At 47.2% G+C, this 26,521-nt stretch carries 26 protein-coding genes; 6 read left to right on the top strand and 20 right to left on the bottom strand.

All coding sequences use genetic code 11. From position 1 onward, the window contains the following. The first annotated feature begins 268 nt into the window (after positions 1–268). Entirely contained in the window at positions 269–1,054 is a 786-nt protein-coding gene (locus CBP12_RS12785; RefSeq protein WP_086964997.1) for an AAA family ATPase, read from the top strand. A 186-nt stretch (positions 1,055–1,240) separates the two neighbouring features. Beyond that, positions 1,241–2,281 carry a helix-turn-helix transcriptional regulator gene (locus CBP12_RS12780; protein WP_232455082.1) on the top strand — a complete coding sequence of 347 codons (1,041 nt, stop codon included), beginning with the start codon at positions 1,241–1,243 and terminating at the stop codon, positions 2,279–2,281. 87 nt (positions 2,282–2,368) lie between these two features. Here the strand turns inward: CBP12_RS12780 and CBP12_RS12775 are convergent, their stop codons facing one another. Both CBP12_RS12775 and CBP12_RS12770 read right to left on the bottom strand, forming a co-directional pair. Continuing rightward, positions 2,369–2,893, bottom strand: coding sequence for an FmdE family protein (locus CBP12_RS12775; RefSeq protein ID WP_198341816.1), 525 nt, complete (start codon positions 2,891–2,893; stop codon positions 2,369–2,371). A gap of 120 nt (positions 2,894–3,013) precedes the next feature. Beyond that, the gene (locus tag CBP12_RS12770) at positions 3,014–3,247 is read right to left on the bottom strand and encodes a DUF2249 domain-containing protein (protein WP_232455081.1); all 234 of its coding nucleotides are present in this window, start codon (positions 3,245–3,247) and stop codon (positions 3,014–3,016) included. A 287-nt stretch (positions 3,248–3,534) separates the two neighbouring features. On the opposite strand from CBP12_RS12770, the gene mutS reads away from it, so the two are divergent. After that, positions 3,535–6,147 (top strand): DNA mismatch repair protein MutS, encoded by a 2,613-nt coding sequence (gene mutS, locus CBP12_RS12765; protein ID WP_232455080.1) that lies wholly within the window; start codon positions 3,535–3,537, stop codon positions 6,145–6,147. Positions 6,148–6,221: 74 nt separating this feature from the next. Here the strand turns inward: mutS and rpoS are convergent, their stop codons facing one another. The 11 genes from rpoS to CBP12_RS12710 form a co-directional block, all read right to left on the bottom strand. After that, on the bottom strand, positions 6,222–7,190 hold the full coding sequence (gene rpoS, locus CBP12_RS12760) for an RNA polymerase sigma factor RpoS (protein ID WP_086964991.1): 969 nt from the start codon (positions 7,188–7,190) through the stop codon (positions 6,222–6,224). Between the two features lie 42 nt (positions 7,191–7,232). Next, positions 7,233–8,207 (bottom strand): peptidoglycan DD-metalloendopeptidase family protein, encoded by a 975-nt coding sequence (locus CBP12_RS12755; protein WP_086964989.1) that lies wholly within the window; start codon positions 8,205–8,207, stop codon positions 7,233–7,235. Further along, complete coding sequence (locus CBP12_RS12750; RefSeq protein ID WP_086964987.1) at positions 8,207–8,788, bottom strand: YqaA family protein; 582 nt, start codon at positions 8,786–8,788, stop codon at positions 8,207–8,209. The genes CBP12_RS12755 and CBP12_RS12750 overlap by 1 nt, the downstream gene beginning before the upstream one ends. Beyond that, complete coding sequence (locus CBP12_RS12745; RefSeq protein ID WP_086964985.1) at positions 8,785–9,417, bottom strand: protein-L-isoaspartate(D-aspartate) O-methyltransferase; 633 nt, start codon at positions 9,415–9,417, stop codon at positions 8,785–8,787. Before CBP12_RS12745 ends, CBP12_RS12750 begins: the two co-directional genes overlap by 4 nt. A gap of 2 nt (positions 9,418–9,419) precedes the next feature. Continuing rightward, positions 9,420–10,166: a 5'/3'-nucleotidase SurE gene (surE, locus tag CBP12_RS12740; RefSeq protein ID WP_086964983.1), complete on the bottom strand. Its 747-nt coding sequence runs from the start codon at positions 10,164–10,166 to the stop codon at positions 9,420–9,422. Further along, entirely contained in the window at positions 10,147–11,256 is a 1,110-nt protein-coding gene (gene truD / locus CBP12_RS12735; RefSeq protein WP_086964981.1) for a tRNA pseudouridine(13) synthase TruD, read from the bottom strand. The genes surE and truD overlap by 20 nt, the downstream gene beginning before the upstream one ends. A gap of 15 nt (positions 11,257–11,271) precedes the next feature. Further along, positions 11,272–11,751 carry a 2-C-methyl-D-erythritol 2,4-cyclodiphosphate synthase gene (gene ispF, locus CBP12_RS12730; RefSeq protein ID WP_086964979.1) on the bottom strand — a complete coding sequence of 160 codons (480 nt, stop codon included), beginning with the start codon at positions 11,749–11,751 and terminating at the stop codon, positions 11,272–11,274. Between the two features lie 278 nt (positions 11,752–12,029). Continuing rightward, a complete protein-coding gene (ispD, locus tag CBP12_RS12725; protein ID WP_086964977.1) occupies positions 12,030–12,713 on the bottom strand; it encodes a 2-C-methyl-D-erythritol 4-phosphate cytidylyltransferase in 684 nt (227 codons plus the stop codon). Then, positions 12,710–12,997, bottom strand: coding sequence for a cell division protein FtsB (ftsB, locus tag CBP12_RS12720; protein WP_086964974.1), 288 nt, complete (start codon positions 12,995–12,997; stop codon positions 12,710–12,712). The genes ispD and ftsB overlap by 4 nt, the downstream gene beginning before the upstream one ends. Positions 12,998–13,126: 129 nt before the next feature. Then, positions 13,127–14,428: a phosphopyruvate hydratase gene (gene eno / locus CBP12_RS12715; RefSeq protein ID WP_086964972.1), complete on the bottom strand. Its 1,302-nt coding sequence runs from the start codon at positions 14,426–14,428 to the stop codon at positions 13,127–13,129. Positions 14,429–14,515: 87 nt separating this feature from the next. Beyond that, positions 14,516–16,153, bottom strand: coding sequence for a CTP synthase (locus CBP12_RS12710; RefSeq protein WP_086964970.1), 1,638 nt, complete (start codon positions 16,151–16,153; stop codon positions 14,516–14,518). Positions 16,154–16,538: 385 nt separating this feature from the next. Here CBP12_RS12710 and tenA point away from each other — a divergent pair, with 385 nt between their 5' ends. Then, the gene (tenA, locus tag CBP12_RS12705; RefSeq protein ID WP_086964968.1) at positions 16,539–17,207 is read left to right on the top strand and encodes a thiaminase II; all 669 of its coding nucleotides are present in this window, start codon (positions 16,539–16,541) and stop codon (positions 17,205–17,207) included. A gap of 359 nt (positions 17,208–17,566) precedes the next feature. Then, a complete protein-coding gene (locus CBP12_RS12700; RefSeq protein ID WP_086964966.1) occupies positions 17,567–19,027 on the top strand; it encodes a carbon starvation CstA family protein in 1,461 nt (486 codons plus the stop codon). 234 nt (positions 19,028–19,261) lie between these two features. Here the strand turns inward: CBP12_RS12700 and mdh are convergent, their stop codons facing one another. The 5 genes from mdh to CBP12_RS12675 form a co-directional block, all read right to left on the bottom strand. Beyond that, positions 19,262–20,197 carry a malate dehydrogenase gene (gene mdh / locus CBP12_RS12695; protein ID WP_086964964.1) on the bottom strand — a complete coding sequence of 312 codons (936 nt, stop codon included), beginning with the start codon at positions 20,195–20,197 and terminating at the stop codon, positions 19,262–19,264. A 142-nt stretch (positions 20,198–20,339) separates the two neighbouring features. Then, positions 20,340–21,050, bottom strand: a complete 711-nt coding sequence (artM, locus tag CBP12_RS12690; protein WP_086964962.1) for an arginine ABC transporter permease ArtM — start codon at positions 21,048–21,050, stop codon at positions 20,340–20,342. Then, positions 21,043–21,690, bottom strand: a complete 648-nt coding sequence (artQ, locus tag CBP12_RS12685) for an arginine ABC transporter permease ArtQ (RefSeq protein WP_086964960.1) — start codon at positions 21,688–21,690, stop codon at positions 21,043–21,045. Before artQ ends, artM begins: the two co-directional genes overlap by 8 nt. A gap of 1 nt (position 21,691) precedes the next feature. Beyond that, a complete protein-coding gene (locus CBP12_RS12680; protein ID WP_086964958.1) occupies positions 21,692–22,429 on the bottom strand; it encodes a transporter substrate-binding domain-containing protein in 738 nt (245 codons plus the stop codon). 41 nt (positions 22,430–22,470) lie between these two features. Further along, entirely contained in the window at positions 22,471–23,208 is a 738-nt protein-coding gene (locus tag CBP12_RS12675; RefSeq protein ID WP_086964956.1) for an ATP-binding cassette domain-containing protein, read from the bottom strand. Positions 23,209–23,374: 166 nt separating this feature from the next. On the opposite strand from CBP12_RS12675, the gene argR reads away from it, so the two are divergent. Further along, the gene (gene argR, locus CBP12_RS12670; protein ID WP_086964954.1) at positions 23,375–23,839 is read left to right on the top strand and encodes a transcriptional regulator ArgR; all 465 of its coding nucleotides are present in this window, start codon (positions 23,375–23,377) and stop codon (positions 23,837–23,839) included. On the opposite strand, the gene CBP12_RS12665 is transcribed toward argR, so the two are convergent. Together CBP12_RS12665 and CBP12_RS12660 are read right to left on the bottom strand one after the other, a co-directional pair. Next, entirely contained in the window at positions 23,836–24,897 is a 1,062-nt protein-coding gene (locus CBP12_RS12665) for an ABC transporter ATP-binding protein (protein WP_086964952.1), read from the bottom strand. The two genes, argR and CBP12_RS12665, sit on opposite strands and share 4 nt — an antisense overlap. After that, entirely contained in the window at positions 24,897–26,519 is a 1,623-nt protein-coding gene (locus tag CBP12_RS12660) for an ABC transporter permease (RefSeq protein ID WP_086964950.1), read from the bottom strand. Before CBP12_RS12660 ends, CBP12_RS12665 begins: the two co-directional genes overlap by 1 nt. Positions 26,520–26,521 lie beyond the last annotated feature (2 nt).

Below are 26,521 nucleotides of genomic sequence, written 5' to 3'. Positions count from 1 at the left end.
GGTTATCCCGTGAAAAAGCGTCAGTTTAGCATTGCTCACTCTCTTTTGCGCTCGCAGCCCCCTCCCCTAGCAGTGAGTTTGCTCATATTAACTGGCGACACCAGCTGTCGCATGAGGCGGTATGGTAATAGCTTCACTCACTGGCGCTCATCAATGCTTAACGCCATCACCCTTGCTAAATATTGACTACACGCACCTTGCCTTATTCAGGTAGGGCACCGTTAAGGCTTTAGCAACCCAGTTAGCAAATCACAAACAAGAGGTGGTAATGAAAGACTTATCAGCTAATTTATATCAGGCACTAGGTTTTCGCTGGCGGCGTTTAAATCAGTCCATTACGCCTTGCTTATTCAATCCCGCACTGTGTGCCACAGATATGCCATTAGCTCCTATGATAGAGCACATCACTCGTAGTAAGAGGGGGCGACTCTGTTTGTTTGGCGCTGCTGGCTCTGGCAAAACGGCCTTGGCTCATCATTTAGCCGCCGCTCTTAATACGCCATTTATTACTAAACATGCTTCTACTCTTATTGAACCTCACTTAGGCGCAGGCGTGGAAAAACTCGCTATGGCACTAGCTGAAGCAAGCGATGCTTTATTGTTAATTGAGCAAGCAGAATGTTTATTTAATTATGCGAGTCAAAGTGGTCACGATACAGTGAGCCAGATCAACGAGTTATTAATACAAGTAGCGCAAACTAACACTGTGGTAGTAATGACGGCTCATGATATGACGTCGATAAATAGCGCCCTTTTATCTGGCTTTGATTTTAAGATTGGCTTTCATTACTTTAATGCAGAACAAGCATGGCGCTATTTTAATATGCAACTTGGCTTGAGTTTGCAGCAACACTTTTATGAGCAAAGGGTCAGCCATCTTTATTGTACGTTAGAAACATTAAGAAATTTAACGCCTAGAGATTTTGCCAAAGTAGTGCACCAGCATCAGCTTATAGGTAAACCCCTTAGCCCAGAGAGCTTATTGGCGGGTTTACAACAAGAGCACAGCTTAAAAACTGTCACTCAAAATAAATCGCTAGATTTTCTAGTCTAAATAATGGGCAGCAAAGAGCTTAAGCCAAAATCTAACGCAGTATTAAAGATAACTACAGCCAAACACCTGTTTGCTGCGCAGCTTTATTATGTGGGTCACAGAAGAACACCGATAAGTTCGAGCCCCAAAGCAATAGTGACTATTCATAGTTAAAAGCGCGCTCCCCTTCACGCTTGTCTAAGGAAAATGATGGCCTCGCAACACGACACGCTCATTCGCTATATCACTATGTTGCAGCTGATCCCACGAGCACCGCATTTTAAAGCCACCACCACACTGCGTGACTTACTCGCTGAGCGCGGATTTCAAGTAAATTTACGTTCAATTCAGCGCGATCTCGACAAAATGTCGCTCTATTTTCCGTTGCAATGTAACGACCAGTCGCGCCCTTATCGCTGGTCATTTGATGCCAACTACAAAAGTAATTTACCTGCGCTCGATACGGCCACAGCACTCACTTTGGTGCTAGCTGAAGAATATTTAAAAAGCCTTTTGCCCCAAATTGCCATTGACCGTTTGAGCGCGCAATTTGAAGGTGCGCGTAAACTACTTAATGGTCTCCAAGAAAATGGCTACGCTAACTGGCCTCACCAAGTGCGCGCTATTCCTAATGGCAAAGCATTATTACCCGCCGTTATCTTGCCCGCTATCTGGCAAGGCGTGAGCGATGCGCTGCTAGAGCGCCATGCTATAGAGGTACAGTATTTAAGCCGCCAGCAAGAGGAAGTGAAATCATTTACCCTACACCCGCAAGGCTTAGTGGTACGCCATAGTGTCAGTTATTTATTAGCGACCGTGAATGATTATGACGATGTTCGTCAATTCGCACTGCATCGTATTCAAGCGCTAAGTGCTAGCGCTGTGCCCTATAACAACCAGCTTAACTTTAGTGTGGAAAAGTATATTGCCGAAGGCGCTTTTGGTTACCCGCTAGCAGAGCAAGCTACTGAACTAGTGGCAAAAATTGATAAGGCAATGGCATGGCTATTAGCAGAAACGCCCATTAGCCAACAGCAAGTATTATCTAAACCTGACGCTAACGGCTGGGTCACTCTTACCGCCACTGTGCCCAACGATCAACAAACCCAATGGTGGATCTTAGGCTTTGGTGCGCGCATTCAAGTATTGAAACCCAGTAGCTGGCGCGAGGCTATCATCGAGCAAACGCAGCAAATGCGCGAGCTGTATGAGAGCACCGAGCTAAAAACTAACAGCGCTAACACCTAAATTTGAGTATTGGCTGATGCTGCACGCCACGCTAAATAAGGTGGCGTACAAACTAGTGGCGGGAGCGTCTTGGTTACCGTTGAGCGATTAAGCGAGTGCTGTGACTTGTACCACTTCAGGATCATTGGCGTGTTCGAGCAGTAACCGCTGGACTCTATTTTGCCAGAGTCGGCCAAATTCTTGTTCTTGCTCGCTGGTGGCTTGGCCCGAGAGGATTAAGGGGATCAAAGTGTGTTGTGCAGGCTCGGCAGGTACTGAGCTAAGATCTAGACTCACGGCCACTTGTTGGCCGGTATCGTTACGACGAAATACCATGCCCTGCACGCCTTCGCTGGCGTAATGCAATAAATTATTACGGGCATAGCGACCGGCTAAGCCTTTAAAGCCATTAGCAGCCGTGGCCCCAGTAAGCAGAGTAACAACTTGAGCGATAACACCGGTCACGCCTGCGTCTTCTACCTCATCCATATATACACTAACACCGCCACGCTCTGGCAGCTGCTCACCATATAAATTTTTTAATGCGGCCACCGTACACAACCAAGCCCCGGCCACCGTTGGACAAGAATGTCCGGCGAGTCGCACGGCATCAAGATAGCAATATTCAAGCACCCCATCACTGGATGCACCCAGTAGTTGGGCTAGGCCATCATATACGCGAAGGGGGGGGACCTGTGCAAAAACGCGGGAGTTGTCATCTTGCCTCCTCGTTACCGACTACTAAAAAATCGATCATGATGGCACCGGGGCTCGCTGCTGATAAATCACCTGTACGGCATCGCCATAGCGCTGCTTCATTTGTCCAAGCAAGGGAATGGGGTCGTGATCATTAACAAAGCGCATCGCCTCACCTTGTTGCAAGGCTTCTAGCGCACCGAAAATAGCGGCGTGGCGAAAACGAGGACTAATAGCGCGAGCATCAAACGGATAAAAATCGTATTCAGGGGAATCTGTTTCGATAGTCATGGCGATACCTTAAAGCGAAGTAAAGAAGATGAACCCACTGTGTCAGCAATAAAGTAAGAGGACTCACCACTTATATCATGCATTATGGATACTACTTTTTAAAAGCATCGCTCGCAATAGTAAATGATGAGAGAGACGAGGTTGTGTTAGCGCCTTGGACTGGCTATGCCTTCAAACTCGGTTACTGCTACAATGCGCACTCGTTTGGCTGATGCTATCGACTAAAAAACAATTTAAAATTTAGTCATTATGTTCGAATCATCAAGATATAAGGCATTGATTTTAATATGAATCAAGAAAAAGTTACTCATACTCCCATGATGGTGCAATACCTCGCCTTAAAGGCGCAGCATCCGGATATTTTGCTGTTTTATCGCATGGGTGACTTTTATGAGTTATTTTTTGATGATGCAAAAAAAGCCTCACGCTTACTGGATATTTCGCTCACTCAGCGGGGTAAATCCGGTGGTCAAGCAATTCCTATGGCAGGCGTGCCTCACCATGCCGCCGAGGGCTATTTAGCACGGCTAGTACAAATGGGTGAGTCGGTGGCTATTTGTGAGCAAATTGGCGATCCAGGAACGAGTAAAGGACCAATGGAACGCCAGGTGGTGCGCATTATTACGCCGGGCACGCTATCAGATGAAGCATTATTAGTTGAGCGCCAAGATAATTGCTTAGCCGCTATCTATCACGATGGTCAGCAGTTTGGTTATGCCATATTAGATGTGAGCACGGGGCGCTTTGTACTAAATCAATTTAGCTCAGTAGAAGCCTTAGCCGCAGAATTACAACGCACTCAGCCCGCAGAGCTCTTATACCCAGAAGATTTTGCCTATTTTAGCACCATAGAAAGTCGAAAAAGCTTACGCAGACGACCCGTTTGGGAGTTTGATTTAGAGACGGCACGCACGCTGTTATGCCAACAATTTGGTACTCGGGATTTAATTGGCTTTGGCGTCGAGCAAGCCTGTAGTGCGCTGGGTGCGGCAGGCTGTGTGTTGCAATATGTTAAAGACACCCAACGTAGCGCCCTGCCCCATATTAACCACATTAGTTTAGAGCGCAGCCAAGATATGGTGGTGATGGATGCCGCAACACGCCGCAACTTAGAGCTGACTCTCAACCTCTCAGGCACTCTAGAAAATACGCTGGCCGAAGTTTTAGATAATACCGCCACCCCAATGGGCAGTCGGTTATTAAAACGCTGGATCCATCAACCCAGTCGTAATTTAGACACCCTCACTCGCCGCCAAGACAGCATTGCATTATTAATAGCACAAGCCCGTTTTGAAGACTTGCGCGCGCCACTTCGCCAAGTGGGTGATATGGAACGTGCCTTGGCAAGACTCGCACTACGCTCAGCACGCCCTAGGGACTTAAGTCGCTTGCGCAGTGCACTACAAGCACTGCCAGATATTCAACAGCAACTTATCGGCGCCAATGGCGCCTGCTTAACGGCTCTCGCTCACACTATTAGCCAATATCCTGACTTAGCCGAATTATTAGAACACGCCATAGTAGACACGCCGCCGGTATTAATTCGCGATGGCGGCGTGATCCGCGATGGCTTTAATGCAGAGCTTGATGAATTACGGGAATTAGCCGCCGGCGCCCACCGTTATTTAGCCGCCTTAGAAGCCAGAGAAAAAGCCGCCACCGGTATCAGCACTTTAAAAGTGGCCTATAACCGCGTGCATGGCTTTTATATTGAAGTGAGTCGCGCCAGTGCCGAGCAAGTGCCGCTGCATTATGTCCGTCGCCAAACCTTAAAAAATAACGAACGCTTTATTATTCCCGAATTAAAAGAATATGAAGACAAAGTACTTAATGCTCAGGGTAAAGGATTAGCCTTAGAAAAGAAGCTTTACGAGCAACTGCTAGACACCTTATTAGCCAAGCTTAAGCCCTTGCAGCACACAGCTCATGCACTCGCTGAGCTGGATGTATTTGCTAACTTAGCCGAGCGCGCCGAAAACTTAGGCTACTGTCGACCCACACTGACCACAGAGCGCGTTATTGATATTCAAGCTGGTCGCCACCCTGTGGTGGAGCAAGTGATGAGCGAACCCTTTATTGCTAACCCCTTGCAGATGTCTGAGCAACGCAAGATGCTACTGATCACGGGTCCTAATATGGGTGGTAAGTCCACGTATATGCGCCAAACTGCGCTGATCGTATTAATGGCTTATATGGGCTCTTTTGTACCGGCAGAGCAAGCGCGCATTGGTAATATAGATAGAATTTTTACCCGTATTGGCGCCTCGGATGATCTCGCCTCTGGTCGCTCTACATTTATGGTAGAAATGACCGAAACGGCAAATATTTTAAATAACGCCACTGCAGACAGTTTGGTATTAATGGATGAAATTGGCAGAGGCACCAGCACTTACGATGGCCTAGCACTCGCTTGGGCTTGTGCGGATGCTTTAGCTAATCAGTTGCATGCTTATACTCTGTTTGCGACTCATTATTTTGAGCTTACTGAGCTGGCGGGACTGTGGGCAGGCGTGGTTAATGTCCACTTGGATGCATTAGAGCATGAAGATAGCATTGCTTTTATGCACACAGTACAAGAGGGTGCAGCTAGTCGTTCTTATGGATTACAAGTAGCGGCACTGGCCGGTGTGCCCAAAAAAGTGCTGGCTTTAGCACGCACTAAGTTAGCGGAACTAGAAACAGGCACCCACTTAGTCGCGGCTGAACACACTAAGGCAAAGAAAGTACAGCCAAGTAAAAAAGGTGGCGCAACCGCAGCTCAAGGCTCGTTAGCATTATTTGAAGAGCCACCGCTACATGCAGCACTGGCCTTGCTCGATGACATAGAGCCGGATGACTTATCTCCCCGCCAAGCGCTCACTTTACTTTATCAATTAAAAGAACAGCGCAAATTAGCTTAAAAACTCAACGCCATTACAGCAAAAGCCCCTCACTAGGATGGGCTTTTTAATATTAGGCTAAAAGGGGAAGTGCATTACTCTGTATAAAAGAGAGTATCTACACACAGCCCTTGCTGGGTCACTATTTCTTTTAAACGACGCAGCGCTTCTACTTGAATTTGGCGCACTCGCTCACGAGTTAGACCAATTTCTTGGCCTACATGCTCAAGGGTGGAAGCTTCATAGCCTAATAGGCCAAAGCGGCGCGCTAACACTTCTCGCTGCTTCGCATTCAGCTCACCTAACCAGTCTACTAAGCTATTATTAATATCGTTATTTTGCAGCTCAGTCTCGGGATTGCTGTCATTCTCATCGGCAATCACATCCAACAGCGCCTTGTCACCCTCACCCCCAATAGGCGTGTCTACCGAGCTCACTTTTTCATTCAGCTTTAGCATACGAGAGACATCGCTTACTGGTTTATCGAGCGCAGCGGCAATGTCTTCGGCGGTGGGTTCATGATCAAGGCGTTGTGCTAATTCGCGGGCGGTGCGTAAATACACATTAAGCTCTTTAACAACATGTATAGGCAGGCGAATAGTGCGAGTTTGGTTCATGATGGCACGCTCTATAGTTTGGCGTATCCACCAAGTGGCATAGGTAGAAAAACGAAAACCGCGTTCAGGATCAAATTTTTCTACGGCGCGGATCAGACCAAGGTTGCCCTCTTCAATCAGATCCAACAGCGCTAAACCGCGATTGTTATAGCGTCGAGAGATCTTGACCACTAATCGCAGATTAGACTCTATCATGCGCTTTCGCGCCACTAAATCCCCGCGCAAGGCGCGTCGAGCATAAAGCACTTCTTCTTCGGCAGTTAGTAAAGGGGAGATACCTATTTCCCCTAAATATAGCTGAGTCACATCAAGGGCTCGATTATTGGTCGCACTTGAGGTTTCGGGTGCTTCAATGCTTTGCTTATCCGGATTAATGTTCGCTTCCACTGCGCTATTAATCTGAAATTCCATGTCATCTGTTTGGGCTAATGCTTTACTGTGACTCATGGTAACTCTCCCTAGTTCCGGGGACTACCTGTCTCCCGGGTGTTATCTTTTTGGCAAATAGCTCATTGGATTCACCGATGAACCCTGATGACGGATTTCAAAATGTAACCGTACATCTGTGGTGTCACTACTTCCCATATCTGCTATGTGTTGCCCTGCACTCACCACTTGCTGCTCTTTTACTTTAAGCACCTCATTGTGAGCATAAGCAGACAAATAATCGTCATTGTGTTTAATAATGATTAAATTGCCGTAGCCACGTAGCCCGCTTCCTGCATAAACGACTTTTCCTGCTGCAGAGGCTTTGATGGCTTGCCCTCTACTGCCTTTAATATCAATGCCTTTATTACCGGTTTCCGCTAATGAAAAGCCTGATATCACTTGCCCACTCGTGGGCCATTGCCATTGAATGGCACCGCTAGTAGCTGCTTGTTTTTGAGCAGCAGATCCAACGTATACCTTTCCGGGTTTAGGTGCAACCGAGGTCTTAGGTTTTGCGATCTCAGTCTTTTTAGCGGTGGGAGCGCCAGTAGTACTCGCGACTGTTATTTTGCGAGTGGGCGCGCGAGTTGCAGGACTAGCATGCCCATGCAGCGTTAAACTTTGCCCGACATAAATACGATAAGGCGGTCTTAAGCCATTTAAACTCGCTAAGTCAGCCACCTTGTGGTTAGTTTTTCGAGCAATGCTATTAAGCGTATCGCCACGGCGTACTTTATAGTGAGCACGTTTAGCTCCGGGTACATCGATGCGCAGTGTTTGCCCTGAGTAGATGGAATAAGGGGGGTGAATACGATTATGACGCGCTAGGCTTAGTACGTCGGTGCCGGCTTGCCAAGCAATAGAATAGAGAGTATCGCCTTTAGCAACCACATATTGATTACCATTAGCGGCAATTTGGCCTCTGGCGTGCACGCCTTTTACCGGCGCAGGACGAGAAGCAGAGCACGCACTCAGCAAGGTGATCAACAAGACATTGATACCCAATAGCGTGAAAATGCGGCCCTGCTTACCCATCAGTTTCGTAGCAACAAGTAAGCAACCACGGCGGCAATTAAACATAGCCAACCTAAAATATCGATATAGCGGATAAGCTTTGCTTCCATCTTAACGCCGCCCCACTTCATCAAGCCCGCCACTAAGAAAAAGCGCAAGCCCCGTCCCACTAAAGACACTAACACAAAGGGTAAAAACGCCATGCTGAGCATACCGGCGGTAACGGTAAACACTTTATAAGGAATAGGGGTGAAACTGGCGATAAAAATAACCCATATGCCCCACTCATTAAACCACGCTTTTGCTAACTCAATTTTTTCTTCATAACCCATAGAGGTAATAAAAGGCGCCACAATCGGATCCCATAAGGCATAGCCCAGCCAATAACCAAAGCCGGCGCCTAATACCGAGAAAAAAGTAGCTAAAGCGGCGTAAAACCAAGCTCGTTGTGGTTTAGCGAGCGTCATGGGCGCTAGCATTACATCCACAGGAATCGGCCAAAAAATAGACTCAATAAAACTATTAGCGGATAAATACACAGGCGCGTGACGATGCAAAGCCCAAATCATCACCTGTTGATATAACCGAGAAAAAATTTTCACTCAAGATCGCCTTTCACTAACGGAACAAAACGCACCGCTTCAAGCTCGGTACGGGTAAATTGGTGGCCATGGCGCTGATATAACCATAATGATTGTTGGGCTTGGCCAACAGGGATCACCATGCGTCCTCCCTCAGCTAACTGTGATAACAGCGCTTGTGGTGTTTCTTGGGCTGCCGCCGTCACCATAATAGCGTCAAAGGGAGCTTTGCTTGCCCAACCTTGCCAGCCATCACCATGTTTGGTGGCGACATTGTATAAGTCCAGTCGCTGTAAGCGCCGCCGCGCTTGGTATTGTAAAGATTTAATCCGCTCTATAGTAAAGACTTGCTCTACTAATTGCGCTAACACCGCCGTTTGAAAACCAGAGCCGGTGCCTACTTCTAACACCCGCTTAGGATAGGGAGTTTGTTCAAGCAAGGTTTGCGTCATGCGCGCCACTATATAAGGCTGCGAAATAGTTTGACCAAAACCAATGGGCAAGGCGCTATTATCCCAGACTTTATGGGACATAGCTTCATCGACAAATTGCGCACGCGGTAAGCTGGCAATAGCATGCAGCACCTTTTCGTTACTAATTCCTTGTTGTTGCAGCAAATCATAAAGCCGCTGTCCTGCTAACGTAAGCACCTTTACTCTACTTCCTTTATCCAGCAGGCGAGCGCCGCCATCTTGCCATGGGCAGTCATATCTATGGTGAGCGGGGTAATAGACACATATCCCCTTTCTATTGCATCAAAGTCGGTCCCTGCTCCTGCGTCTTGCATGGCACCGGGGGGGCCTATCCAATAAATTTCGCGCCCTCGAGGATCAAATTCTTTTAATACTGGATCGCAGCGATGACGATTACCCAAACGAGTCACTTTGATACCTTGAATTTCGCTTAAGGGCAAGTCGGGAACATTGACATTCAGTATTTGGTTGGTAGCCAGAGGGGCCCGCAGCAGCCCTTGTACTAATAAACAAGCGTAGTGTGCGGCCGTTTCAAAGTAGCGTTGTCCACATAAAGACACTGCTAAAGAGGGTAAACCAAGATGGCGCCCCTCGGTTGCCGCTGCCACCGTGCCCGAGTAAAGCACATCATCCCCTAAATTGGCACCATGATTAATGCCTGCCACCACCAGATCGGGATCGGGATCTAATAAGCCATTGACCGCCCAATGCACACAATCGGTCGGGGTACCCTTAACCGAATAAAAGCCACTAGCATCAATTTTATCGATACGCAGCGGCACTTCAAGCGTCAAGGAGTGACTCGCACCACTGCGATTGCGATCGGGCGCGACTGTCACCACTTCAGCAAACTCAGCCAGCGCTCGGCTCAAAGTATGAATGCCTAGCGCGTTCACCCCATCATCATTACTTACTAATATCTTCATTACCTACCCCGTCTTTAACCAGCTCACGCACCACACTGGTTGCATAACTGCCTGCTGGCAACCAAAAGGCTAAACACAAGCGATCCTCTGCTAGCTGCCAAGTAAGCTGCTGAGGTTTTAGCAATAAAGGGCGACGTTCTTGTTTGAGTCCTTGGTTTTCTAATCCTTGGCAAAGATCAGCGTGTTCAGCAAGCGCACTGAGCTCCAGCTGTGCAGCAGTCTCTATACTTGGTAAGCGGCTCCGCCCCCAAAGTGGTGCACTTAAGCGCACATCGTCACTCGCAAAACGCGCTTGTAAGGTGGCATCAAGGGGGTTGTCTTCATTAATGGTAAAAAATGATTGAGTTCCGGCCAGCATTAAGCAATCGCCCGCTAATAATTGCTCGCCTAAACCTGCACTTAAACGGTGGCTAGCGGCTAAATTAAATAAATAACTGCGCGCCGCCGATAAATAAAGTGAGCGCTTAGTGCGATCTTTTACTTTGCGCCCATTAAACATGGCGCGTGCGTGAGTAATATTGCCAAAGTGATGACCAAAGCGCTGGTCGCCATAATAGTTAGGCACACCTCGACTGGCAATGGCGTTTAAACGTGTTTCTAAGTCAGCAGTGTGAGATAAGTCCGTGATCACCAACTCAAACCAATTGCCTTTTAGGGCGCCGATTTTTAATTTTTTGTTATGACGAGCCCGCGCTAATATTTGTACATCGCTATTTTCTAAACTCGAAAAATCCGGCTCCGCCTTGCCAGGCAAATGCACGCCAAACCACTGCTCAGTGACCGCGTGTCTATCTTTTAAGCCCGCCCAACTCACTTCTCGTTGCGTAACCTTAGCGACTCTTGCCAGCTCGCGTGCGATCCACTGAGTATTTTGTCCACGCTTTCGGATATTTAAAAAAATATGCTCTCCTTCGCCGCACGGAGCAAAGCCTAAGTCTTCTCGCACTTTAAAATCTTCAGGCGTCCTTTTTAAGCCGCCATAAGCACTGGGCTCACCGTGTAAATACGCCCACTCAGGCGTCGCTATCTTAGCGGCACTCTCAGAATGAGCAGAGTGTTCTTGAGAAATATTGGCGTCTTGTTCTGTCATTATGGTTCGCTTTTATTAGGTATTTTTAGTGAGCAACACGACCGCTTCTGCCGCTATGCCTTCTTTTCGCCCGACAAAGCCTAATTGTTCAGTGGTGCTAGCTTTTACGTTAATTTGCTCAGCTGACACTTGCAGATCCGCAGCAATATTCGCCACCATAGCGTCAATAAAAGGCGATAACTTAGGAGCTTGGGCTAATACGGTCACATCGGCATTATTAAGAGAAAATCCCGCCGCGGTCACTTTTTTAGCTACATCGCGCAGCAATACTCGACTATCAACGCCTTTATAGGCAGCATCGGTATCAGGATAATGGCGGCCAATATCACCCGCGCCAATGGCCCCGAGCAAGGCATCGGTGAGCGCATGTAAAATTACGTCCCCGTCAGAGTGCGCTAACAAGCCTTGCTCGTAGGGCACGGCCACGCCGGCTAAAATACAAGGCCCTTCGCCGCCAAATTTATGTACATCAAAACCGTGTCCAATTCGCATCATAATTGTGTTCTCTTTTATTTATTAAGCAGGGCGCGCTTATCTTTTAAAGACCCGCTAAACAACTTTTGCCGCGCCTCTTAGTACCAAAGTCAGACCAAAGCGCACCGTAGGACTGCTTCACGTAAAACTCACGTTACTGATTAAAAGCTAAACTTTTATTCTAATTAGGCAACTAGCAACACTTTTCAGTGTGTTTAGTCACTGAGCGTTTTTATCTCAGTTTAATTTTTATATTACTTTGGTGCTTGTCACTAACTAAGCAGCATGCAACTAGGCTGTTATTTTTTCTCTAAAAAAAACTGCGCTAGGCTTAAATCTTCTGGGCGGGTAATTTTAATATTATCGGCTCGCCCCGCGACTAACTGTGGTTTAAAACCGGCCCATTCCATAGCGGAGGCTTCATCAGTAATGGTGGCGCCAGCGGCCAGCGCCGCACTTAACGCTTCTAGCAGTGTCTGCGTTGCAAAACATTGAGGCGTTAGGGCATGCCATAGCTCTTCACGGCTAACACTCTCAGCAATGAGCCCCTCGCCATCACCGCGCTTCATGGTATCGACCACGCGACTGGCTAAGATGGCGCCGTCTGCTTGTTGCCCGGCCTTAAGCACCGCCGCTAAATCACAAGCATGTAAACAAGGACGCGCGGCATCATGTACTAGCACCCACTCACTGGTGACCTCTTGTAAGGCATTGAGTACCGTATTAGCCCGCTCAGCTGCGCCTACTACTGTCTTAATGCGAGGATGTGTAGCCAAGGGCAGTTGTGCAAACCACCTATCGTGGGCAGCAAGCGCCACAATAATCATCTCGATATCAGGCTCGGCTAATAAACAAGTGAGGGTATGCTCAATAACTGTACTCTGGGCGAGCGTTAAGTATTGCTTAGGGCGGTCTGCTTGCATGCGACTACCAATGCCGGCGGCCGGTACGATAGCAGTCACGCTGAAATTAGGCGCACTCATGGCTTAAGCTTTTCTGTTAATAGCAGGCGATAAAAAGTTTCACCGGGTTTTATCATGCCCAGATCATTACGCGCTAGCTCTTCCACGGCCGCTAACCCTTTATTTAAGTCTTCAATTTCTCTATATAACAAGGCATTGCGACTCACTAATTGTTCATTATCATCCATTTGCCGTTCGACAGAAGCTTGCACCTCATGGTATTCGGCTAAACCATTTTTGCCCCACCATAAGTGATATTGCAAACTGCAGAGCACGGCGAGCAGGATCAGGGTAAGAGTGCGCATTATTCCTCCACGAATAGCCGGCTAGTTTCCCATATTCGAGCGCTGAACAAAAGAAACCCCGCACATGGCGGGGTTTGTTATTCTGGCGGCTTTATTAAGCACCGCTATGCCTTTAGCTAAGCAAAGAGCTTACGCTTGGCCTTTAATCTCAGATAAGCCATTAAACGGGGCTTGGCCGTTTAGCTCTTCTTCGATACGGATCAGCTGGTTGTATTTAGCAACGCGATCTGAGCGGCTCATAGAGCCAGTCTTAATTTGACCGGCACAGGTGCCCACTGCTAAGTCAGCAATGGTGGTATCTTCCGTTTCGCCTGAGCGATGTGAAATAACCACTGTGTAGCCCGCATCTTGTGCCATTTTAATGGAGTTCAGCGTCTCGGTTAAGGTACCAATTTGGTTGAACTTGATGAGGATTGAGTTAGCAACGCCTTTATCGATACCTTCTTTTAAAATCTTGGTATTGGTCACGAACAAGTCATCACCCACCAGTTGGATTTTATCGCCCAGCACTTTAGTTTGGTAAGCAAAACCTTCCCAATCTGACTCATCTAAGCCATCTTCAATAGACACGATGGGGTAGCGCTGCGTTAGATCTTCAAGATAATGAGTAAACTCATTGGCGCTAAAGACTTTGCCCTCACCGCTTAAGTTGTAATTACCTTTCGCTTTGTCATAAAACTCAGACGCCGCACAGTCCATGGCTAAGGTAATGTCTTTGCCCAGCTCATAGCCAGCTTGCTCAACGGCGGCTTTAATGGCCACTAATGCTGCTTCATTAGACTCTAAGTTTGGCGCAAAGCCACCTTCATCACCTACAGAGGTACTTAAGCCTTTTGACTTTAATACTTTAGCGAGGCTGTGAAAAACTTCGGCACCCATGCGTAGCGCTTCTTTAATGTTTTTCGCGCCTACTGGCTGGATCATAAACTCTTGAATATCGACGTTATTGTCGGCATGTTCGCCGCCATTAATGATATTCATCATCGGCAACGGCATAGAGTATTTACCTGGAGTGCCGTATAACTCGGCAATCCATGCATACAAAGGCATATCTTTAGACAGCGCCGCCGCTTTAGCTACCGCCAGAGAAACCGCTAAAATGGCATTCGCGCCAAGCTTAGCTTTATTATCTGTGCCATCTAAGTCGATCATAATTTGATCGATTTCCGCTTGATTAGTTGCATCTTTGCCAATCAAAGCTTGAGCAATCGGCTTATTAATATTGATAACGGCAACTTGTACGCCCTTACCTAAATAACGGGTTTTATCACCATCGCGAAGCTCTAACGCTTCACGAGAGCCGGTAGACGCACCGGATGGCGCAATAGCGCGACCCATGAAGCCACCTTCCAAAAAAACATCGGCTTCTACGGTAGGGTTGCCACGTGAATCTATCACTTCACGACCGATCACTTTAACGATCTTAGCCATTCTCTAACTTCCTCTTAGTTGAAAGGTAAAAACGGGATAAAGCACTAAAAAATACGGCCGAGCTTCATGCTCAGCCGTGATATTAGGTTATTCCAGCTCTCCCTGCTGATATTGGCCCGCGGCTTTAATAAAGCCGGTAAATAGGCCATGTCCGTCCCTAGGAGTAGAAGTGAATTCCGGATGGAATTGCGCTGCCACAAACCAAGGATGATCGGGGTTTTCAATAATTTCGACCAATTTCTTATCGGCCGAACGTCCGGTAACTTTCATGCCTGCCGCCTCAATTTTAGGCAGCAAGTGATTATTAACTTCATAGCGATGACGGTGGCGCTCATAAATGGTGTCTGAGCCATAGAGTCCATGTACTTTAGAACCTGGCTCTAAATGGCACAACTGAGCGCCTAAGCGCATGGTGCCGCCTAAGTCAGATAACTCATCGCGCACTTCAACCACGCCCTCTTCGTCTAACCATTCGGTGATTAAGCCTACCACCGGATAAGGGCTGTCGGCATCAAACTCTGAAGAATGTGCGCCCTCAAGCCCGACCACATTACGCGCATATTCAATCAGTGCCACTTGCATGCCTAAACAAATGCCCAAGTAAGGCACACGGTGCTCACGCGCATAGCGGGCGGCCATAATTTTACCTTCAATGCCGCGCGGGCCAAAGCCACCGGGTACTAAAATCGCATCTAAGCCCTCTAGCAGGCTTTCACCTTTGGTTTCTAGGTCTTGAGAGTCAATATATTTAATATTAACCGTTAAGCGATTTTTTAAGCCACCATGTTTAAGGGCTTCATTGACCGACTTATAAGCATCCGGCAGCTCTATGTATTTACCGACCATCCCTATGGTCACTTCACCGGTAGGATTGGCTTCTTCATAGATAACTTGCTCCCACTCAGATAAGTCTGACGGTGGGCACGTTAAATTAAAACGCTTAACCACTAATTCATCTAAACCCTGCGAGCGCAGCAGCGCGGGGATTTTATAGATAGAGTCCACGTCTTTTAACGAGATAACGGCTTTTTCTAACACGTTACAAAATAGGGCTATCTTGGCGCGCTCATTCGCAGGGATCACACGGTCACTACGACAAATCAAAATATCTGGCTGAATACCGATAGACAGCAGCTCTTTTACTGAGTGCTGAGTCGGTTTGGTTTTTACTTCACCGGCGGCAGCTAAATATGGCACTAAGGTTAAGTGCATAAACAGCGTATTTTCGCGTCCTACTTGTACTGCAAGTTGGCGCAGCGCTTCTAAAAACGGCAAAGACTCAATATCGCCGACTGTGCCGCCCACTTCTACGATCGCCACATCATGGCCTTCAGCACCGGCAATCACACGGTCTTTGATGGCATTAGTAATATGGGGGATCACCTGAATGGTGGCGCCTAAATAATCGCCGCGTCGTTCCTTGCGCAGCACGTCGGCATAGACACGACCTGAGGTAAAGTTATTGCGACGAGTCATTTTAGTGCGAATAAAACGCTCATAATGACCGAGGTCTAAGTCGGTTTCAGCGCCATCATCTGTGACAAACACTTCACCGTGCTGAGTCGGGCTCATGGTACCGGGATCCACGTTAATATAAGGATCCAACTTCATAATGGTCACATTAAGACCACGAGCCTCGAGGATAGCCGCCAGGGAAGCGGCTGCAATGCCTTTACCCAGGGACGACACAACCCCACCAGTAACAAAAATATATTTAGTTGTCATGTAGAACCTGAAGAAGCTAAGGAACGGATGAAATAAGGAATTCAAGACGGGGTGAAAGTATACGCAATAACGACAATCACAACAACGAAAACCTAACAGCCCCTAAGCGCAACAACACTAGGTACACATCCTAAAACTCACATTTCCCTAGAGAAAACCCTTTGGCTAAGCGTGTAGCCATCAGGGTTAGGCGCACTCTCTATAACATCTTGTTAACTTTTACCTAACAATATAAGGTCGGCGCGAGTGACAGGTTAGCTTTGTCGTTAATATCTTGATTTTGAGTGAATTTTGTCCAATATAGAGGCGTTTTGGGCGCGAGCCCCCATTATTAAACGATAAAATGACGTCACTTACCTTAGGCACATTCACAAAAGGACAGGAAATGAGCTTTACTTTCGATGACTTAAAAAAAGAAAACCTTCAACCTTGGACCGCGTATATTGAACATGACTTTGTTCGCCAGCTCGGCGCCGGCACGCTAGCGCCCCAAGCATTTCGCCACTATTTGAAACAAGATTATTTATTCTTAATTCAGTTTGGCCGCGCCTTTGCCCTCGCCGCTTATAAAAGCCCTACCTTAGCCGACTTGCGCCACGCTAAAGCTGGCTTTGATGCCATTATCGACTTAGAGCTCGGTTTACACATTGATTATTGCCAGCAATGGGGCATTAGCGAGCAAGACTTAAGCGAGCTACCCGAAGCGCGCGCGACTCTGGCTTATACCCGCTATGTATTAGACACCGGCAATCGCGGTGATTTATTAGATATGCATGTCGCATTAGCGCCTTGTTTGGTCGGCTATGCTGAGGTGGCGCGCTTTTTAATTGAGCAGCCTACTACGGTACGCGGTGACAATAACCCTTATGAAGCGTGGCTCGCTATGTATGAAAGTGCCGAGTTTCAAGCCGCCGCTCAAGCAGAACGCGCCTGGCTAGATGAGCGTTTAGCCGATATTACGCCGGCCCGCTTTAAACAGCTCAGTCGAATCTTTAACGATGCGACCCGCTTAGAAATCGACTTTTGGGAGATGGGACTCAATCAGCAGATGTAATGCTTGTTACTCGCGCCCTGCCACGACACCTTGATGTGGCAGGGCGTTTAAAAATATTTAAATCCCGCCCCCTTACCCTCTCCTCTATTAAGCCACTAATGCCTTTGATTAAAGGTTTACCTTCTCAAACTAGGTGCTTTTTTCGACGAACTTTAAGCGCTAACAATAAATTTTCGATGTAATAGCGCGTGATAAACGACGCAAAATTATGACTGAATAGTGCGTTTATTTAACCTAGATCTCATTGTGCTTAATTAGATAGTGAGGCGGGCATAATTTGATACTCAGTCATTTGCTGACATGCTACCTTGCTGAACATATTTAAAAGTAAGCCCCTAAAATAATAAGGAAATTTTTCTATGCTTATTTTCTTGGTCAGCATAGCCATACTTATTCTTGGCTATAAATTTTATGGTCCCTTTGTTGAAAAACAAGCCGGTATTGATCCCACTATCGCCACCCCTCAGCAGCGTTTAGAAGATGGTGTAGATTATGTGGCGATTAGCCCTGCCAAAGCCTTTTTAATCCAATTTTTAAATATCGCCGGTGTAGGCCCTATTTTTGGTCCTATCTTAGGTGCCATTTATGGCCCAATTGCGCTGGTATGGATAGTAATAGGTAACGTGTTAGGCGGCGCAATACACGATTACTTCTCGGGGGTAATGAGCCTAAAAGAAGACGGTAAAAGTCTTCCTGAAATTGCTGGCCATTATTACAATGTGGTCTTTAAAGGCATCATGCTCATCTTCACTGCTATGTTGCTGTTCTTTGTGGGCGTGGTGTTTATTATGAGTCCCGCCGGCTTACTCAGTAACTTATCTTACTTTGAAGGCACCTTCTTAGCGGGAAATAGCTTTTGGGTATTACTGATTTTAGGTTACTACTTTCTAGCCACCTTGCTGCCTATCGATAAGATCATTACTAAGCTTTACCCATTATTTGGCTTCTTGATGATAGTCATGACCACCTTAATTGCCGGTGCTTTATTATTAGAAGCACCGCACTTACCCCAGGTCGGCGATATATTTTCCTATTTTCACCCCCACGACCATGCGGACTTATTAGCGCCTAATCCCGATGGTGCGCCGGTGTGGCCATTACTATTTTTAACCATTACTTGTGGTGCTATTAGTGGCTTTCACTCGACCCAATCGCCTATGATTGCTCGCTGTTTAACCAATGAAAAATATGCACGACCCGTGTTTTATGGCGCCATGATGTGCGAAGGCATCGTTGCTTGTGTGTGGGCAATGGCGGGAATTGCTGCCTTCCCAGGTGGCTATTTAGAATTAAAAGCCATGCTCGCCCAAGGCGGGCCGGGATTAGTGGTCAATCATATTGCCACCGGTTATTTAGGCGTGGTAGGTGGCGTCATGGCGATTTTAGCGGTGGCTATCTTCCCAATTACCTCAGGTGACACCGCGTTTCGCTCACTGCGTTTAACGATAATGGATGCCTTTAAAGTATCGCAAACGGTGCGCAATCGCTTATTACTATCCGTCCCTTTACTCGGCATTGCCTACTTAATGACGTTTTTAGACTTCGCATTAATTTGGCGCTACTTTGCCTTCTCCAACATGCTGCTCTCCACCAGCGTGCTGTGGTTAGCCACTAAGTACCTATTTGATCGCGGTACTTGCCATTGGGTGGCCAGTATTCCGGCGGTAGTGGGTACGGCGATTACGGTATCCTATATCACCACCAATCCCATTGGCTTTAACTTATCCCCCGATTACAGCCAGATTATTGGTGCAGTAACGGCAGCAGTGTGCTTTATTGCGCTCGTCTTTCAACATAAAAAGCGCCCTACTATTGCTTAACCAGGGTGAGGAATAAATAGCACAAACTTGCCCGCTATTATTAACTCGCAAACAAAAAAGGTAGCGCCCAGCGCTACCTTTTTTAGTTTATAACTCACCCCCGCCTCACTCTTTACGATTTACTCTTCACTCAGCTTTACTCCTTCACGATTCATATTTCTCAATGCCCAGTTAAGAGCCAGCCAGCAAAAAGGGAGCCTAAGCTCCCTTTGATATAACGTTTATTCGCGACTGTTAGCTAACGAATTCAATGCCTTTTTTGATATCGCCTTTTAGCGTCTCTAGCATTTCTTCCATGGCCTTTTGTTCAAACGCACTTAGCTCGCCATAGGGCAATACTTTTTCTACGCCGTTCTTGCCAAGGAGTAGTGGCTGAGCAAAGAATTGAGCATGCTCACTGCCGCCTTCAACATAGGCATAATCAACCACATCGGACTTACCAGATAACGCATCTACCAAGGACAGCGCAAAACGGCAACCGGCATAGCCCATGGATAAGGTCGCAGACCCCCCGCCCGCTTTGGCTTCTACCACTTCGGTACCGGCATTTTGAATGCGGTGGGTCAGTTGCTCCACTTCTTGCTCGCTAAAGGAAGCGCCGGTTACTTGTGATAATAGCGGTAAGATGGTGGTCCCACTGTGGCCGCCAATCACAGGTACTTTTACCTCTTTTAGCAAAAGCCCTTTCATTTCAGAAACAAAGGTCTCACTGCGGATTACATCTAAAGTAGTGACACCAAATAATTTATTTTTATCGTACACCCCGGCTTTTTTCAACACTTGGGCCGCGATAGCCACTGTGGTGTTAACTGGGTTGGTAATGATACCAATGCAGGCCTTAGGGCAAGCAGTGGCTACTTTTTCTATTAAATTTTTAACAATACCGGCGTTTACATTAAATAAGTCGGCACGGTCCATGCCGGGCTTGCGCGCTACGCCTGCAGAGATCAGCACAATATCAGCCCCTTGCAGTGCCTCAGTAGGGTCTTCCCCAGCAAAGCCTACTATTTTTACGTCACTTGGGATATGGCTAAGATCCGCAGCAACACCTGGGGTAACGGGTGCAATATCGTACAGGCTTAATTCAGAACCGGCAGGCAATTTCGTTTTTAGCAGCAGGGCCAGAGCTTGGCCGATACCACCGGCGGCTCCAAGTACGGCAACTTTCATAGCTGATCTCCGTTATTATTTGAGTTCTAAGACGTTTCCTAGGTCATTAGCAACATAGCTAATGACCTATAAAAACACAATAGTTAAGAGGATGTGAAGCTATTGTTTGTGAGCAGCTAAGCGGTTAACGGCAAGTTGGCGGTTAATGAGCGCGTTGAAATTGCAGTGCTCGCTTTTCTAAACGATGAAAGAGCCAAGTTAGCAAACCATTAAGAATTAAATAAATAGCTCCCGCTAAACCAAAGACCGCTAAGGTATCGTAAGTTTGACCATTAATACGTTGCGCTAAGCCCATAATCTCCATAATAGAGATAGTACTAGCCAAGGAGCTGCCTTTAAGCACTAATACCACTTCATTAGAATAAGCGGGGATCACCCGGCGCATCGCATGGCGTAACTTAACACTGAGCATTTGCCAGTGCGACATACCCAGCGCTTGGCACGCCAGCGTTTCCCCTTTAGGCACGGCATCCAGCGCACCTTTAAAAAGTCGACAAGTATAAGCGCCAGCATTCATGCCCAAGGCGAGGATGGCACAAAACATGGGCTCTTTAAGGTAGTGCCACGCCCAGCTCTCTTTTATCCAAGTAAATTGAGCGGGGCCATAATAAATTAAAAAAATTTGTACCAATAACGGCGTGCCGGTAATTAATAAAATATAGCCCTCAGTGAGCTGAGCAAGCACTGGCACTTTACGCTCTAGTATCCAGGTTAAACTGAGGGCGATGCATAAACCTAAGGCTAAGCCTGCTGCGGTGATTTGCAGCGTAATATTGACGCCTTCTAATAAAGCTGGAATATAACTTAACCAGTTAGGCCCGCTATTTATCCATGAGCTAACCCAATCAGTCATAACGCGTTACCTGTCTTCGTAGTCTTTGCAGGCCTTGTTGGCTAACTAAGGTGATTGCTAAATAAATCAAGGCCGCGATGCCATACCAAGTAAAGGGCTCATACGTGCGAGAAGCCACTGCTTTGGCTTGAAACATCAGATCGTGTACCCCGATTAAAGACACCAGTGCTGTGTCTTTAAGCAGCACCAACCACTGATTTCCTAAACCCGGCAACGCATGGCGCCAAGTTTGCGGCAAAGTAATATTAATAAAGGTATATAAAGGCGGTAGACCCAGTGCCTGGGCGGCTTGGCGCTGCCCTTGATGCACCGCATTCAAGGCTCCGCGTAGCGTTTGGGCACCATAGGCGGCAAATAACAGCGACAAGGCCGTCACCCCGCACCAAAAAGGGCTGAACTCTATATATTGGTCGGTGATTAAGAAAAGTACTTGAGTGGAGCCAAAGTAGATAAAAAATACCACTAAGATTTCCGGTAAGCCGCGCAATACAGTAGCCAGCAGTGTGGCCGGCCAGCGCAGCAGGGTAAACCGGCTCATCTCGGCGCCACACAGCATAATTGCCAGTATCAGCCCGAGCACCAAAGAGGTTAATGCCAGCCCTAAGGTCATTAGGCTGGCATTCATTAAGTGAGACAGCATCTTACTTAGGGAAGTACTGTTGATAGAGATTATCGTAAGTACCGTTCTCTTTAAGCTTGCTTAGCCCTTGGTTAATTTGCTCTAACAACACCTGATTGCCTTTAGTGACGGCGATACCAAAGCCAGTACCGAAGTACCCATCATCGGTAATGCGCTCTCCTAATACCGCATATCCCGAATTGCTCGCCAGCCAATCACCCACCACCGCCGTATCCGCAAATACTGCATTAATACGACCATTACTCATATCGAGTAAGGCATCTTGTACGCTTTGGTAAGGGCGCGCTGTCATGCCTTTGGCTTCTAATTTATCTTGAATATATTTTTGGTGAGAGGTGCCGTTTTGTACGCCAACCGTTTCTTGTTGTAGCTCGTCTAATTGCTCAAACTTATTTTCCGGTGCGACAAACACCGCGGAGTTTTCATAATAAATATCACTAAAGTCCACTTGCTTGGCTCGCTCTGGTGTAATGTCCATAGCAGCAATGGCGGCGTTATAGCGACGGAACTTAAGGCTTGGGATCAAACTATCAAAAGCCTGGTTATGAAAGCTGCAATTTAATTCTTGCACTTCACAAATGGCTTTCGCCAAGTCAATATCAAAGCCTTGCATTTCATTGTTTTCATCAACAAATTCAAAGGGCGCATAAGCAGCATTGGTAACAAACTTTACCTCTTCGGCCTGTGCCGCACCTAGGCTGGTGGCACACAGTGCCACGGCTAATACTGTCTTCTTCATCGGTTGCTATCCTTTTTATGATTATCACGCCCTAAGGGCCTTTAATGCTTTAAAAACTCGGCAAAGCGCTGGGTTTTTGGACTATCCAATAAACTGGCATCGCCATATTCAATTAAGCGCCCTTGTTCAAGATAGGCTATTTTACTGGCCACTCGCCGCGCAAAGCCCACTTCGTGGGTAACCACCACTTGCGTAATACCGGTTTTTCTTAGTTGCAAAATAATCTCGGCCACTTCTTTAGTGATCTCGGGATCTAAGGCTGCCGTGGGCTCATCAAATAACAAGACTTTGGGGGTCATCATTAAGGCGCGTGCTATAGCGACTCTTTGTTGCTGTCCGCCAGAAAGCGCATTAGGCCAAGCGCCACTTTTATCGCTTAGCTTTAATTGTGCTAATAATTGGCGAGCCTTATCTTGCGCCGCACTTTTGCTCATGCCTAGTACTTTAATCGGCGCTTCTAATAAATTTTGCTCAACCGTGAGGTGGGGCCATAAATGATATTGTTGAAATACCATCCCCACTTTAGCGCGCAGTAATTGTGCGCGCTTACTTAAGCGCCCAAGGTGGTTATCTGGAAAGCTAAAGTGTTGCTCAGCAATGGTCAATTGCCCCGAGTCGGGAATATCTAATAAATTCATTAGCCGCAATAGCGAGCTTTTTCCGGCACCACTGGGCCCCAGTAGCACTAAAATCTCGCCCGGCGGACAGCTAAGCGAAACCTGACTTAATATTTCCTGACCAGCCCAGGACTTACAAATATGATTGAATTCTATGCCCATGTGCTATGTCCACGCTTAATGTCAGAATAGATGAGTAATTTTATTTTGCGACACCCACATTGCAAGCTAATTTTGCATTATTATGCAGTGTAAATGACTAATCCTTGATAATTAGCGAGCAGAGATAGACAATACGGCTCATTCTCCGCTCATTTGGCTACACACTATGAACGAAAAACAAGAACACCTTATTAAAGTCTTTAAGGCCTTACTCAATGAGGAACGTTTTGGTTCTCAGGCCGAGATAGTAGCGGCATTGCAAGACGCAGGCTTTGAAAATATTAACCAGTCTAAAGTATCTCGTATGCTGAGCAAGTTTGGCGCGGTTCGTACTCGCAACGCCAAAATGGAAATGGTGTATTGTTTACCCGTAGAATTAGGCGTGCCCACTTCTAGCAGCCAGCTTAAAAACTTAGTGTTAGATGTGGGGCATAACAGCGCGTTAATTGTTATTCATACCAGCCCCGGTGCGGCTCAGCTCATTGCCCGCATGCTAGACTCACTGGGCAAAGCTGAAGGTATTCTTGGTACCATTGCCGGTGACGATACCATCTTTATCACTCCCACCCACGACACGCCCATCGCCAGTTTGCACCAAAGCGTGCTCACTTTATTTGAACAATATGTTTAAGCAACGGCGCGCTGTCCTTGGCTATCTGCAAAAAAAGTGAGTGCATGAGGTAAAATACTAACATGCACTTGGCTTACTGCGGGTAATAGCTCATTCGTACTCACTTCTAAGCGCAAGCCTTGGCACTCTACGGCACAGCGGCTATGAGTACCTAAGAATTGCTGCTCTACCACCTTGCCATTACCTTGCTCAGTTAGAGAAAGTTGAATTTGACGCGGTCGTAACATTAACTGACCACTTGCGCCTACTTGCGCATTCAAGGCGGCTTGGCTGCGCACCGTGCCCATCGCAGTTAATACCGTGTAGGCATCAATCACAGTTGCGGGCACATAATTGGCTAAACCTAAAAAATCTGCCACAAACCGACTTTGCGGATGTTGATACAGAGTTTGTGGTCGCCCTACTTGCTCGATATGGCCGGCACGAAACAGCGCTAAGCGATCGGAAAAGGCAAAGGCTTCTTCTTTACTATGAGTCACAAATATTGCGCTAATGCCTTGGCTTTTTAAGAGCTCGCGGATCTCGGTGATCAAGCGCATGCGTACTTGGGTATCAATATTTGAAAACGGCTCATCAAGTAGCATCAGTTGCGGCTTAGCGATCATGGCTCTTGCAATCGCGACTCGCTGTTGTTGTCCACCGGACAGCTGATGGGGATGGCGATCACCTAAGTCTGACAAATTGACTAGCGCCAGCATCTCTTCAACTCGCTCTTGGACATGGCGCTTATTCGGCTCTTTATTTTGAATCGCAAAGGCGATGTTTTGCGCCACGTTTAAATGCGGAAACAGCGCATAATCTTGGAAAATCATTCCGATATTGCGCTTTTCTGGCACCACGGCCACATGGTGTGCATTCATCACCTGCTGATGAATGGCAATTTCACCCTGACTGATCGGCAGCAAACCGGCAATGGCTTTTAATAGCGTGGTTTTCCCACAGCCACTGGCGCCCAGTAGGCACATAATTTCGTTTTCTTGTACCTGCAAAGATAAATTGTTTAATACGGCCGTGCCGTGATAATTGCAGCTTAAGCCGCTAACTTCGAGTGCCGCCATTAGTGAGTTTGCTCCAATGATCGGTTTAAGAAAATAAGCGGAATTAAACCTACCAGCACAATAACGATGGCCGGTAAGGCCCCTAACTCCAGCTGTTCGTCAGACACAAATTGATAGACATACGTAGCGAGCGTTTGAAAATTAAAAGGGCGTAACAATAAAGCCGCCGGCAATTCTTTCATGCATTCGATAAAGACTAACAATACCCCTGCTAAAATACCTTTTCGGATCAGCGGCACATGCACCTTCATCATAATGGCACTGGGACGATAACCCATGGTTTGACTCACCATATCAAGCGAGGGTGAAACTTTACCTAAACTACTTTCCACCGAGCCAATGGCCATGGCGCCAAAACGTACCAAATAACCAAAAGCAATGGCGGCCATGGTGCCGGTAAACACTAGTCCAGGCTCAGCGAGCCCAAGCCAAAGTGCTGCATCATTAATAGCAAAATCTAAGCTGGTTAGTGGCACTAATACCCCAATCGCCAGCACAGCTCCGGGTAAGGCATAGCCCATGGAAGCCAAGCGCTTAGGAATTTGAGTATAGGTTTTGCCGGTTAAGCGATGGCTCATGGCCAGCACTAATGCCACCATTAAAGCCAAGCCTGCCACTACGCTAGAGAGCAGCAAGCTATTGAGACTGTATTCGAAGAAGCGGCTATTCCATGCTTTGTCGAAGTAGCGAATGGCGTGATAACACAAGATAACAAAGGGCAATAAAAACCCTAAAAGGACTAGGCTCCAACAAAAAACTAGGGCACACCACTTGGTTAACCCCGTTAATACATAACCGCTATGTTGCTCTTGGCCTAAGCTTTTTTGAAACACTTGTTGGCGCTTACGGCTCATACGCTCTAGGCTAAGCAACAGCATGACCACCAGCAGCATAATGGCGGAAATTTTGGCTGCTGCATTTAAGCTGCCATAACCAAGCCAAGTGTCATACACGGCGGTGGTTAAAGTGTTAACGGCAAAAAAATTCACGGTGCCAAATTCGGCCAGTGTTTCCATGGCCACCAATGATAAGCCAACCACTATGGCCGGGCGTGCTAGCGGCAAGCTAATACGTTTAAAGCTCTGCCACGGGCTACAACCTAATAATCGACTTGATTGGACTAAGCTTAACGATTGCTCCATAAAGGCGGTGCGCGCTAATAAATAGACATAGGGGAATAACACTAAGCCCAGCACTAAAGCGGCCCCCCCAAGGGTGCGAATTGCAGGAAAGTAATAATCACTTGCCGATTGCCAACCAAACCAGTGCCGCAGTGTGCTTTGCACAGGGCCTGAAAAATCTAATAAGTCGGTATAAACGAAGGCGACAATATAAGAGGGCATAGCGAGCGGCAAGATTAATGCCCATTGTAGATAGCGCTTGCTCGGTAATTCACACATTGCCATTAGCCAAGCGGCGGGGACGCCGGCAAGAAAGCTAAACAGCATCACGCCCACTACTAGCCTAAAGGTATTGCTAATATAGGTAGGCAGCACAGATCCCCAGAGATGGCGAAACACATCTTCGGTAGGCAACAGTGCCTCATAAATAAGCGCCATAATAGGCAAAGTCAGCAGCAAGGCTAACACCCAGCTACTGACGGTCCAACTCGTACGTTTCATTG

Source organism: Oceanisphaera avium (assembly GCF_002157875.1).
GTDB classification, from domain to species: Bacteria; Pseudomonadota; Gammaproteobacteria; order Enterobacterales; family Aeromonadaceae; genus Oceanimonas; species Oceanimonas avium.
Note: the sequence above shows the minus strand (reverse complement) of the source record. Positions and strands in the feature narration are given on the sequence as shown.